Origin of the sequence: Microbacterium sp. NPDC090007, assembly GCF_044748345.1 — a bacterium.
GTDB lineage: Bacteria > Actinomycetota > Actinomycetes > Actinomycetales > Microbacteriaceae > Microbacterium.
The window spans coordinates 530,156-543,171 of sequence record NZ_JBIVFV010000001.1 but is presented as its reverse complement, the minus strand read 5'-3'; the positions used below and the strand labels follow the sequence as shown (position 1 = coordinate 543,171).

Annotated in this window: 7 protein-coding genes; 2 read left to right on the top strand and 5 right to left on the bottom strand. The window is 62.8% G+C overall.

Annotation, left to right across the window (positions count from 1 at the left end):
- Positions 1–753: 753 nt before the first annotated feature.
- The 5 genes from ACIPVB_RS02520 to ACIPVB_RS02500 form a co-directional block, all read right to left on the bottom strand.
- Positions 754–1,719: a hypothetical protein gene (locus ACIPVB_RS02520; protein ID WP_400366678.1), complete on the bottom strand. Its 966-nt coding sequence runs from the start codon at positions 1,717–1,719 to the stop codon at positions 754–756.
- A 160-nt stretch (positions 1,720–1,879) separates the two neighbouring features.
- Positions 1,880–2,101 (bottom strand): hypothetical protein, encoded by a 222-nt coding sequence (locus tag ACIPVB_RS02515; protein ID WP_400366676.1) that lies wholly within the window; start codon positions 2,099–2,101, stop codon positions 1,880–1,882.
- 707 nt (positions 2,102–2,808) lie between these two features.
- Positions 2,809–3,591, bottom strand: a complete 783-nt coding sequence (locus ACIPVB_RS02510) for a hypothetical protein (RefSeq protein WP_400366675.1) — start codon at positions 3,589–3,591, stop codon at positions 2,809–2,811.
- Positions 3,592–3,828: 237 nt separating this feature from the next.
- Complete coding sequence (locus tag ACIPVB_RS02505) at positions 3,829–4,647, bottom strand: hypothetical protein (RefSeq protein ID WP_400366673.1); 819 nt, start codon at positions 4,645–4,647, stop codon at positions 3,829–3,831.
- A 26-nt stretch (positions 4,648–4,673) separates the two neighbouring features.
- Positions 4,674–11,414 carry a PA14 domain-containing protein gene (locus ACIPVB_RS02500; protein WP_400366671.1) on the bottom strand — a complete coding sequence of 2,247 codons (6,741 nt, stop codon included), beginning with the start codon at positions 11,412–11,414 and terminating at the stop codon, positions 4,674–4,676.
- A gap of 155 nt (positions 11,415–11,569) precedes the next feature.
- Between ACIPVB_RS02500 and ACIPVB_RS02495 the strand changes: the two genes are divergently transcribed.
- Positions 11,570–12,142, top strand: a complete 573-nt coding sequence (locus ACIPVB_RS02495) for an ImmA/IrrE family metallo-endopeptidase (protein ID WP_400366669.1) — start codon at positions 11,570–11,572, stop codon at positions 12,140–12,142.
- Between the two features lie 91 nt (positions 12,143–12,233).
- Complete coding sequence (locus ACIPVB_RS02490) at positions 12,234–12,968, top strand: hypothetical protein (RefSeq protein WP_400366667.1); 735 nt, start codon at positions 12,234–12,236, stop codon at positions 12,966–12,968.
- Positions 12,969–13,016: the final 48 nt, after the last annotated feature.

Here is a 13,016-nt window from a genome sequence, read left to right as displayed (position 1 = left end):
GTCGAAGCCAACAACCAATACCTGAAGCGCGAAGGTGGCAGTGACCTCGGCGACCCCCGCCGGCGGCGGCCCCGCGGATACGCCTTTCAGGCCCTGGCTATCGCCGCGGCCACCGCAGTCAGCAACATGAGCCGCATCGTCACATTCCTCGAAGCGGCGGTCAATCGAGTGGTTTCAGCGACAGCGAGGCGGCGAGCGCGGCGCCGGCGCGACGAGCACGGCAACCGCCTCGAGCACCCGACACGTGCATAGACGACGCTCGCACCCGAACCGAACATCAGTTGTAGGACCCAGCCCCGGAAGGGGCTACTCGTGTTGGTGCGGCGCAGTTGCGCGGTCCTCGGGCGGGCTGCACGTGGGGTGGCGACGGCGGAAACGACGAAGCCGGCCAGGAAAACTACTCCTGGCCGGCTCCGTTTTTCGATTTGTAAAGAACAGCCCTACTGATTAGTAAAGACCGCCTGTTGTGGCTCTGTTTACGTATCCGCGATCCCATTCCTGGCGCGGCTCGTGACGGGCCCCGCCGGTAGCGATTACACGCTAAGTCCTCAGGTTTTACACGTCCCCGGTCAGAGGCCGAAATCGAGGGACAGGCTGCCGTCGCGTCGACGAACGATTTTGTAGCAGGGGCACAGGACTGCCCGCGTCATGCGGCGGCAGGGCGAGATCAGGATCTTCCTCCTGAGCGTCTCCGCGCGGTCCGACCGCCGGGAGCCTAGGCGCGTTGTGGAGAGCGGACCGGTGCCAGGCGACTCACGCGGCCACAAAGGGAGGACGTGGGGAATGGAGTGCACGCCAGACCGAAGTGACAGCGGCTGGGCCAGGTGCGACTCGCTCCGCCTCCTCGAGAAGGCGCACCAGCGCCAGACCGGTGACGCGCCCGTCCCCCAGCTCGAAAGACACAATCGTGGCCGCCAGAGAAGACAACACATCCTCACAGAGACCGAGCTCGTCCACACCCTGGTTGAGTGCTCGAACGATTGATCGCTCCGGCGCTCCGCTCACGTCACCGACACGAATCGCGGCCAGCGCCTGGAGGAGCTCCTCCCGCAACTCAGAGTTCGAGCGATCAGACGGGGCGGCAGATTGGACCGCATCAGACCAACGACGCCAGGCCGTCATGTCGCGGAACGGACCGAGTGGTACGCGGATGTCGAAGGGTCGCACTATCGCCCCCCTCAGGCTCGGTGACTGGAAGTCGGATGCGGGCTGGTGCGTGAGAAAGGGGTCCGGTGAGCTGAGAAGACCATCACGGAGAGAAAGAAGATTCTCCGCTACCCCCCAATCGTGAATATCGTTCAGGATCTCGACGGCAAGCACGGCCACACCCGGCGCACCCTCGGCGAGATCGAGCAACAGTCGCTGGCAGAGGAATTGTCCGACACGAGCGGACTGCCTCGCCGAGTCGGCCACCATGTTGACGAGCTCCAAGCCGGCCTGGGGCCACTCCTTCTGGCCATCTCTGAGGTAATACATGATCTGCTGCCAGCCCAGCCATTCGACAACCCCGGGCTGCTCGGCCAGATCGAGCATTGCCGCGTAGTAGGGCCAAGCAAGTGGAGCATCCTCTTCAAAGTCAGGCACCACCAGATCCTGATCGTAGGCCCCATTGCCGGGATTGACCCTCGCTCCCAGCAACTCTCTGAGAAGAGCCGCCGCGTCGCGGTTTATTGAACCCACTTTGCCGTCCTTCATATCGAGGCCGACGACGGGAGCCACGCGACACACCCACTCAGCCGCGAGCGCTGACCATAATATGCATAGTCGCAGGCCCGCTCTCGGTCCGTCGTGAAGTGCCCCCTGTCCGCTCGCGCGTCGATGATGTCAAGGCTGAACACGCTCTTCGGACCTGACTTCAAGTTCGGGCTCACGGAGGCGCCTAGTCGGCATTGCCACTCCGCTTCTTTCCGGAACAATTCCAGTCGAACAATTGCTCCACCCCAAAGAAGCGGTTTGATCCCAATACGAGCACCGGAACGAAGACCACAACCAGGCAGATCTTCAGCCACACGTCTGCTTCGCTGAAGATTATGGCGAGTGAGGCGGCTATAGCCACCAGAAACGAGCTGCTCGACAACAACCGACACGTGCGTTCCTTCATGAGAAGGTACTCCTAGGTCTCTGCCGGTCGGGAGTGTATCGAGCGGTCGAAACCGCGGAGTAGACGGAGGCAACTACCTCGACGTGTCCCGCCAAGCCGAGTAATCGACCCCATCTTGCGTTGTGCGTCGCTCTGAAATACGCTCGGGCAATCTTCTTCTGGCTCTTGCTGCTACCGGGCAAATTCCTGAACTTCATCCCTGTCCGATCAACGGCGCTAGCTCTCGCCATGACGCGGGTCAAGGTCATAGTGATCGAGAAGCGAATCAGCCATACGAATAACCGTCTGCTTCTGCCGAAAGCTCACCGCATTTCTCGCGTTCCAGCGGGTCGCTCATATTCATCTTCACTCGCTTCGCTGGTGTAGTTCATTCCAAAGCTCCTCCACGCTGAGGCTGTCAACCCACTCCGCCTGTTCGCGATTGGCCCTGACTACCCGAATCCGAGTGACTCTCCACATCCGCTTGATACCTTTCCGAGCCCACGCCACAAATTGGCTGGTGGCGTCATTGCCCAAGCTAGTCAGACGCGCGTTGCCGTCACTCACGTCTATCGCTATTGCGCATTGACGAGCATCAAAAGCAGCCACGATTTCGTCCCACATATCGTCCTCGTAAAGTCCGTCCAGATCACGAGGCGAGTCAACTCTTTGAAAATATCCGTCACTCTCGAAAATAATAACGGGCCAAGCTGGTGACTCGTCTTTCATCAAAATCCTCCCTGCCAGGGACGATGTTTCGTTATTCCCGGCCTACGGTGATAGTGCGGCAGGAATTGCGCCAAACCGGTCACCTTCTTGCTGCGGACTCGATGAGAGTGAATCCCGAATACCCGCTCTCCTTTCCAGACGAGGTCCGACCCGCGGCCGCCACCCCGGGAAAACTTGACCCCAACCCGGGCATTTTTCATGCTGTGTCCGAGTAGGCTCCCAACCCGCCCGTAGGTACCTCCGCCCATCGCGCCAACCACGGCCCCGCCCATCGCTTGCCCTCCGAGAGCCCTCCACGAGAAAGAAGAGGTCCCGGCATTCCTCGCCGAATAGGACCCGGCTGCAACCGCCGCACCAACTACAGCTCCTGCAACGATTCCGCAGACGACTGTCGCTCCGCAAGCGGCGACGGCGGCCACGCCGAGCGCAATCCCAGCGACGTTGACAGCAATGTCGAGCGCCGAGCGCCACCACTCGCCTCCCTCAGCCCGCCCCGTTAGGTCATTCTTGCCAATCGGATCGGTCGGCCAGACGTAGTCGTTATCGACGCCACCTTCCACAGGGTCCACCTGCAAGAACCGACCGAGAGCAGGAACGTAGAGTCGTGCGCCCATCTCGATCACCTGGGCAGAGCCGGCCGACTCGACGAGCTTCTGCGCACCTTGGTGCCAGCCGGTGGTGTCATTAACCGTCCCCTGGTCGTCCGTCGCAGCCGTGCCCATCGCGTACGTCGTCGGGTCTAATGGTTGACCGAACGGGTCGTAAAGACGTGCACCGGTCACCGTCGCCCCGTCACCCGTCACGAGGGTGTGGCCCTGCAGGGAGGGGTACGACCACGATGAGGCACCTGACGCGGGGACATCGACCGTGACCCCACCAGGCAGTGGAAGGAAGACGGTGGGTGCCGCGGACCCCGCCTTCACGGCCCACGGAACATCACGAGACTTATCAACCGAGCTACTTTTTTGTGCGACGGTCGAATACGCTGGGTCAAGCGACTCAGCCACCACGAGACGTTCTCAGACGCTGCTGAGAAGTGTCCATGGCGGATCTGACTTTTCTACAAGCTCCCGCACTGATGTGGCAAGATTCCCGACTACGGTGACTTCGAGACCGCGGACCTCGGCCAGGGAGGCAAGCCCATCAGCCGTTCGGCATCGGATTACGCTTAGCCGTTTAAGTGTCGACAAATCACGCAGTGTGCTGACTCCGTCCACATTCACTACCGATTCAAGCACCAGCGTCTCGAGGTGGCGAAATTCCGCGAGAGAGCGAACATCGAACCGGCGTGCCCCGTGCAGGTAGAGGGACCGCAGGCGCGACTCGTCCGGCCCTCTTCCCACAGAAACGCTTCGTATTTGCCGGGCCCCCTGCAAAGTCAGCTCGCGAAGGCGGTAAGGAATGAACGAGAACGAACCCTCGTATACGTCGTGAAACTCCGCCGACTGAAGATTCGGTGCGCGAAGAACAGATTCAAATGCCTTTAGGGTGCCGAAGTACCAAGTTAGGTTGGCGAGCCCCGAAAGATCGGTTTCAGGCGAGTCGGAGACCATCAGTTCCAACGACGCCAGCCCACGCATTTGAGCGATAATTCGCGTGTCGACATTGTGACCGTAAATGGCGAGGTGCGTCAGACCTCCAAGATGCTGCAGAAACTCGAGATTTGAATTGGAAAGAATGAGGTGAACGCCGTACCCACGGTCGCGGACTGCTGTGATCTCGTCGAACGTGGGGGCAATTCCTTCGAATATGGCGTACGGAACCGCATCTTGCGGCGCGCGCCGTACCAAGATTCCGTCCTCGATGGAGAATGGACTTCCAAATTCATCTCGTTCCATTCCGCCTCCTTGAGATCCTGGCAATATCAAAGTCCATACCTGCGCCACTTGCTCGGAGCAATTTCATTTCTCCTGTTGGCGAGCCTGGATAGGCCATATCTATTGATCATCCTCTGTTCTGCTACTCGCAGCGCGGTCCTGCCACCAACCACCGGGTAAATTTGAGCCCGGGATGCAGCCTGCGCGGTTATCTTTCCGCGAGCGACGTGTTTAGCGAGACGCTTCTCGACATTGATGGACATGCCCACATAGGGGCGTCCCGACTTCGGCACTCCGGCCCGTGCAATTGTAGACGGCACGACGTACACGCCTCTCGTTCCAGCCGCGGCCACCCGGAGGAGTCCACCGCCCGGGACGAACGTGATCGCGGCAGATATTACGTTCCCTGCGATCTCGTGTGAACGAGCTTTCTGCTGCTCTGACATGCGGTCCCAGCTGCCCATATACGAGGACCAACCGCACTGGGAGCAATTGTCCCGCATGCGTCCAGAAAGATCCGAATCGCCAACGGGGTCAGTGGGCCAGACGTAGTCGTTGTCGACACCCCCTTCGACGGGATCCACCTGGAGGAACCTTCCGACGGTGGGGACATAAAGCCGCGCCCCCATCTCAATCACGTGGGTCGATCCGACGGATTCAACAACCTTCTGCGCACCTTGGTGCCAGCCAGTGGTGTCGTTGACCGTCCCTTGGTCATCTGTCGTCACAGTGCCGATGGCGTAGCTTGTCGGGTCTACCGGTTGCCCGAAGGGATCGTATAGGCGTGCACCGGTCACGGTGGAACCGTCTCCGGTCGCCAGCGTGTGGCCCTGCAGGGAGGGGTACGACCACGACGATGCACCTGACGCGGGGACATCGACGGTGACCCCACCAGGCAGTGGAAGGAAGACGGTAGGTGCCGCGGACCCCGCCTTCACGGCCCATGGAACATCACCCGATCCCGCGAATGAGAATCGCGTCGTGACCGCGGGGGCGCTGCCGGCAGGATCCACGGTTCGCGCCACGATGCGGCCAGTGGCGTCACGCACAATCGCCACGGTCGACCCGTCGGCGTAGATCGTTCCACTGTGCTGGTTTTCCACGTCGTACGTGAACGTCATGTCTGCCAAGCGGGTGGTATTGCCGCGCACGTCGTAAGCGAGTTCCGTCGCGCTCAGTCCGTCTGCGACGGTGGTGGCGCCGGAGGGGGCTCCGGTGACGGTCGAGGAGGTGAGACGGTCCGCCCAGTCGTAGCAGTAGTTCGTCGTGGTGGTCTGGACCGTGCTTCTGCCTGGGGCGGTGTACTTGTCGGTGTACCCGGTGCGGTTACCGGACGCGCCGGCTGCTGTGTTGGGACCGCAACCGCCGCTCGACGCGAACTGGTATGTGAGCTCATGACCTGGGATCTTCGCCGTGGTGAGGCGCCCGGCTGCGTCGTACCCGTAGGTCGAGCTAAACGAACGGGTACCTTGCGTGGTCTGCTGCTGCACGATGCGCCCGGCGACCGACCTGGTCACCGCATCCGTGATGGATGTCGCAGAAGGGAAGGTCCAGGTGTTCTGTGCGACCGTTCCGCGCTTGTTGTCCCATCCGACCTGCAACTTGGACCCGCCGAGATAGGCAACCTGGGCGAGGCGCTGCTGCGCGTCGTAGGTTCCGGCCGCGTAAACCTGTCCCCCGTACTTGACCTGGGTGGTTTTGCCATCGAGGTCGTAGGTGAACTCGGTGATGGCCCCTGACAGTCCGCTCCCCGTCGTTGCGACGCTCTTGACGCGGCTGGTGAGCGGCTCGTACGTGGGAACGGTGACGGTGCCCCACACGTCCGTGTAGGACACGAGGCGGCCGAGCAGATCCGTCTTGGTGGTGATGGTCGAGTTGGTGGACCCGGGGATAGCCGACCCGGCAACGGTGACCGTCAAGCCGGTCGCCGTGGTGGTGTAGGTGGTGTTCACGGTCTGACCCGCGGCACCACTCGCCCCCACTGAGGTGTCCTTGGTCGTTCGGCCTCGGGCATCCACCACGGTGCAGGACCAGCCGGCATCGCCCGTCACCTTCGTGCCTGCGGTGCGGCCCATCACGTCGTAGACATAGGAGGTAACGATGGCCGTTCCGCTTGCGGGTGTGGCCGAAGTCGAGGACTTGAGCATTCCGAACTGTGGCGTGTCGGCAGGCACCCCGCAGGTGGCCTCAGTCAGCTTCTCCAGGTCGCCCCAGTAGGCGCGGGTGATGCTCTTGTCTGCGGTGATGTTGCCTGACGCGGCCGCTGCGGGAAGGGCCCTGGACTTCTGCCGCAGCCATCCGTCACCGCCGAGTGTTTCAAAGGTCGCCGTGGTCTTCAGGGCGAGACCGCCCGGGTCGACGGTGGTGTCCGTCGCTTGCCCCATCATCGGGTCGCTGTACGTGGTGCTGCCGGTCATGGTCGGCGCGCTCGCGCCCGTGACGGTGGTGGAATCATCGACCCTCGTGCTGGTCACCAGCCCAAAATCTGGCCGCAGTTGAGCGCCGGGCACGATGACGAAGTCCCCGTTCGACGGTGTTGCCCACTTGAGTTGCAAGGTGGCAACGGACGTGTCGTCGAAGTACTCCAAGCGGATCCGTCGTGTCTCCCCTGCTGCGACCGTGATCGGTTCGCTGGTGGCGTCAGTCGCGCCCTGGGAGCGCCAGGAGGAGACGGTCTGAACTTCGTCGAGCCACACCCGCACGCCGTCATCGCTGGTCGTGCGAAGGCGGTAGGTGCCACTCTCGGGGAATGTGATCACACCGGTTGCCCGCATGGACCAGTGGTCGGTAGATACCCCCGCGACAGGGGCGTTTTCTCCCCAGGCGCGGTCGATTGCTCCCCCAGTGACACCGGCGATGCCGAGGCTGTATGCGGCGGGCTTGCCGCTGAGCTTTTCGGTGTTGGAGTAGTAGGCGGCCTGCAGCCCGTTCAATCCGCCGTCGTAAGTCGTGCTCGAGGACGCGGGGGCGGTACCGCAGGCGGCATTGCTGGTCGCATCGGCGAGAGGGCGTCGGTCCGCGCCGAAGCACGCGGCGGGGGCGGGACCGTAGTTCTCGACCGCGCGGTCGTTACGGTCGTAGACCGTCGTTCCGGTGAGGCCGTTTGCGTCGGCTTTAGACAGGAGGAGGTCCTTGCCTGCATCCCACGTCTGCGAGGTGGTGACGCCCATTGCCGTCGTGGCCGACGTCTGCCGCCATGCGCCGTCGTAGGTGACGGTTTGGACGGAGCCAGTGAGGCCTGCGTCGGTGATGGTGGTCTGTCCGGTGCCGTAGCTGTAGCTGCGCGACGGTCGTTCAGCCGCGGTCTTCCCATCCGGTGCGGGCAGCGTCACTGACACAGCCTTGTTACCGGTGTAGACAATCGTCGTGGACGCGGGGTCGCTTGAGGACGCGGTGTCGGTGACGGGGAGCGAGTCGTTTGCGGTGCTGTCGCGGATCTGGCTGAGGAGCCCTGCGGCGCTGTCGTATCCGAGCAGGGTGAGCTCGTCGCCGGGGTCGAGGATGCCAGCGAGCTGGCCGTTGCCGTTGTAGAACAGTCGCGATTCGGTGCTGTCCGGGTAGGTGATCCGGCAGAGCATGTCGACCGGTGCTTTCGCCCATCCGGCCCCGGCTCGTTCAGGACAGACCGTTCGGTTGCCGTCTTGGTAGGTGAACGACACCTTTCGCAGGTAGCTGTCGCCGCTCTTCGACACCGGGTCGAAGACCTCGGTGGCGACGCCGTTCGCGTTCAATAGCGTCTGTGGAGATGCGGCCTTCCTGACGTCGTCGGGAGGCGTCGCCGAGGTGACGCGACCTTCCTTTCCGAACTGATAGATGGTGCCGTCTTCATCGGTGAGGACAACCCACCCGTTTCCGTCGATGGAAACCACACCGTACTCGCCCGCGGGCGGACGATAGCCACCGCCCGACAACTTCGTGTAGGTGTGCACCTTGCCTGAGGTGTCCGTGAGGACGACGGACGACTCCGTGGCTTGCGCTGCCACCCAGCTCGAGGTCGCGCCCGACAACGGGAGCGAGGAACCCCACCCCTGGGGGAGGACCTGAACGCGTTTCGTGAACCAATCCGGCGGAACAATGAATTCCTCGCCTCCAGCACGAACCCAGAGTTCGGCAGTGGCGCCACCGCCGATCTCGAAGAATTCGTATCGGAAGGGCATTGCGGAACCGCTGAACTTTTTTGCGGGACCCCAAGTCTTGATGGCAGGCGCGGCGGCCCAGTTGTCAACGAGCTTTTCCTCATTTATCCACACCCGCGCGCCGTCGTCCTGGCGGACGCCGAACTGTACGTCTTGTCCCGCGTAGCGCTGAGGGATTGTGATGAAACCGTTCCAGCGAGCCATGAAGTAGTCGCTGGGGAGGGCGTCAACGGCCGGTCCTAGTACCCAATCGAAGGATACGGCCGGATCTGTTCGAACGACAGCCGGAGTCTTGCCATTCATATCGAACACGGCATTAGCCCTGGCTTCGGACGCGTCGAAGTACTCGCCCGTAAGGCCTCTGTTGGCGTTAGGCACTTCTTGCGAGTTGTAGGTGAACGACATGCCCATGGCCCCGCCAAGCGTTTGCACAGTGGGAGAGGCGAAGGAGACGTTCACGTTGCCGTTAGCGAGGTTCGTGGATACCGCCCCGGTGGTGTCGAACGGGGACGGCCCGGATCCGCCAAGACGCAGGTCGGTGCGCAGTCGCTGCACCCACGTATTCAGCTTGTTCGTGTCCTGTCCGTCATTCGTGAACACGGTCCACGAGTAGATACCGCCGTCCTGCAGCGTCCCCGCTGGCACTGTCCAGGAGGCCGTACCGTCGGTAGCGCTGATCCAGCCGGAGGTGACGACAGCGCCCGATTTCGCATCAGAGCCGGTGGCGATCTTGAACTGATACTTCATGTTCCCGCCGGTGGGATCGGTGTCGTTGACGGCACCGACCTTCAAGGTGGGGGTGAGCGTGGTAACGGTCTCAGGTGTTTCCGCTGCGGGCTTACCCGGGGTCGCGGTCGACGCAGCGGGCAGCGGCACCTGGTTGGTGGTGAATTTGTAGACGGGGCTTTGCCGGAAGGTGGATTGCCCCATCCAGCCGTTCGCGTCGTCGACGACGGAGGTCCGCCAGAAGTACTCCCGTCCTGGGGCGAGAACGTCCTCGGGAACCTGCCATTCCCGCCAGCCGTCCCAGTTGCGGCTGGCGATGATGTTCGTCATTCCGGGGTCGGTTGCGACCTCGTAGGCAAACTGCTGCGCGCGCCCGACGGGGTTTGTCGAGTCCACGCCGAGGATCGGTCGCAGTCCAACGCCGGTGGAGCCGTCGCCGACGCGGGTGCCCCAGACGGTGGGGTAGTCCCATGCGTCGATCCATAGGTCGACGATCACGCGTTTGTGTGAGTAGGAGGACCCTTCCCACCCGCCGACCATGAACGCCGGGCGGTCTCCGATCCGCAGCTGGTTGGCGAGACGTTGAAGGACACCGTCTCCCTCGCTCTCGGACCACCCGGTGCTGAGGTTGTAATTCGCGAGGTGCGGGCCCATGCCGTTGTATCCGAAGGAGCTGGCGTGCTGGACCCACCCGGTCTGATTCGATGTGGTGCCGTATCCGTCGTAACCAACGTTCACTTTCGCGCCAGCGATGAACTTGCCCGGGATCGAGCCATAGTCGAACCCGACGACGCTACGCCAGTAGCGGTTTGTGTTGCTCTCTCGGGTGTTTCCGACGTTGAGGGTGCCGTTCCACACCGTGCCGTCTGACTTGTATGACTGACGGTGTCCCCACCCCATGAAGGTCGGGTCGATGCGAACCGGGTAGACGCGGGCTGGGTCGGCCAGCCACTTCTTGTCCGCCTGGATCGTGTACCGCCAGGTTCCATCCGACTGCTTCGCCAGGTACGGGGTCAGAGCAACTTCCGTATTTGAAGAGGTGGACTCGTTTCCCGCGGAATCCATCGCGATGGGGGTCGGGATCATCAGCACCGGCGTGCCGTCGGCATCCACGAGCTCCACCGCGCCGCCTTCAGCGAGCCGGGGTTCCAGATCGGAAGCGGACAGCACCCACGACCATGAAGACCGGGACGGAACCTTCTCGAGGACGAGCGATTCCTTCACCGCTCCCGGTTCGATGCGGTACTCGAGGTCGGTGTCGGGGCGGACATCACGGTAGGTGATCTGCTCCCAGTCGTCCCACCACCAGAACGGTGTCTCCAGATCGCCATCGGTAGCGCCCTGCAGGGTGAAGGACACCGAGTGCCCCTCCCGCTGCACCGTCACCGACGGCGCCGAACCGTTGCCGCCCTCGAAGAGGGGCGCGAGAGGATGGTCCTCGACCGTCCACGCGTCCGCGCCCGCGTCTTCCGCCCGGGACACGGATGTCTGCGGGGTTGCCCAGGTGCCATCTTCCGACTGCACGTTCAGAGCGTCGGTGGACAGGTGCGTGACCGTCGAGCCCGTGGGTGACTCGTACTCGGTGGACGAGTCCGTCCGGGCGACAGCATCCAGGCCGCTTTCCGGAACGCCGCCGTCCAGTCCCTTGGGTGCTGCGAGGGGTGCCGGCGCGACGATGGGAACAACCGGCTGCGGTTCGGCTACATCCGTCGCATCCTGAGGGATGGCCAGATCGCCCTGCGGTACCTCAGGCGCCGCCGTCGGCTCGTCCCCGGCCGGGAGCGATTCGACCTCAGGAGTCTCAGCCGTGGCCTCGGGAGCCTGCGTAGCCACCGCGTGCGCGGCGTCCGCCGGTAGGGCGGTGGAGATGCCAAGTGTCAGGATCGTGCAGATCGCAAGAGCTGAAAAATGCGCGCGAAAAGGCACACATACCTCCGACTGAAAGCCGCCCCCCGGCGGAAAGATTCGACCCTGACTTGTTCAGGCGAAGCTGAGCATACACACAGAAAATGTCCAGCTTGTGAAGCCACATTGGCCGTTAACCGCCAGATTGACCCAAACAGTGTCCCCGAAGCGAAAACTTGGCTGGTGCGCGGCGTAATCCTTCGAGTGCATGGACGCAGCCTCCAGGCCGCAGCAGATCCTCTGCCTCGCCCGATCATGCTGCCCCCGACGACTGCCAGCGGCTCACCGTCCGGCACGAAGTCGGGCACCTCGTCCTGCATGTCGGACGGCCCCAACCAGTGCGGCCGACGCGACGAGAAAAGAGAACGAAGCTCGCCGGTTTCGCCTCCGCGTTCCTCGCACCGGGTGATGCCGTCATCATTGACCATGCAGATGCACGCGTTTCGCTCACCGCGTTGACGAGGTTGAAGGAGCGGTTGGGGTGCCCCATCAAAGCGTTCTCAACCCGCTTCCGCCAACTCGGCGTGATCGACGATGACCACGCTCGCAGCCGGCAAGGCAGATCTCTGCACGGCGGTGGAGCAAGTAAGAGCCCATCCACATTCACCCGCAGACGGGTAGTGAACGAGGTGTCCAGCAATTTGACGGCACGCGCTACGGCCAAGGCCGTCGGGCGCGCGCTAGGCACGAGCGAAACCAATGAGGCCGACCGCCCAGCTGTCGTCGTCGGCACAACTCGTCACGCCTAGTAGACGCGGCTCGGGGATGTGCGGCCCGTGCACGACCATCATGCGGCCCACGCCAACGGTGACCTCGCCCCCTGATCGGTAGGCTGCAGGCGTGCCTATTGACGCAGCTTCAGCTCTCGCAGACCTTTTAGAGAATTGGCGCCTCGTTCCCGCTGGGTACACAAGCGACTCCGTTCGCGGCAATAGCGACCCAGCGACAGACGTCCGCTTCTGGCATGAGCAGGCCCGCGCGTTTGAGCTGGCCAAGGAGGTCGAACGGACCCTCTCTATGCTGGAGCAGAACGGGCGCAGAACCGGCCACTTCCGGGCGTACCTTCCTGCCATCTACGGGGCTATAGGCGGATGGACGGTGCCCTTCCGCACTGCGGAATCTCATGACAGAAACATCCTGGAGGAAAGCGCCATACATTCCTTGCGCTCTCTTTCAGATGTCCTCCACGCCTTGGGCTCCGTCGACGCCGACACCGACGAATATCGGCACTCGGTCAGCGACGCCATTGAGTACGTCCGAAGTCTTCTCACCGATTACCCAGATTTGGACCAGCGCTCGCGCGGTTACCTCCTGGCTTTGGCTACTGAGCTCGAACACGCGCTGAATGATGTCGACGTCTTCGGCACCGCGCTGGTTCGCAAGCTCAGCACCGAACTCGCTGGTGTCCTTTTCGGTCAGGCCGTGCGGGACGCCAAGACGGACCGCAGCAGGGCACGGCGGTTTTGTGAAGCAGCGACCAAGCTGTTCTGGATTGGAGCTGGCGCTGGTGCTGCAAAGGCCGCCGAGATCGGAGCAAATGAGATTGCTAATCAGTTGGGCATGATCGGGGACTGACCTACCACCACCGCGCACGGTCCAGCTTGAGGGGCGCCTGCCTGCGGG

Bases quoted from the DNA above. Each gene is read 5' to 3' on its own strand.
- ACIPVB_RS02505 (WP_400366673.1), bottom strand. From the start codon at position 4,647: ATGGAACGAGATGAATTTGGAAGTCCATTCTCCATCGAGGACGGAATC.
- ACIPVB_RS02515 (WP_400366676.1), bottom strand. From the start codon at position 2,101: ATGAAGGAACGCACGTGTCGGTTGTTGTCGAGCAGCTCGTTTCTGGTG.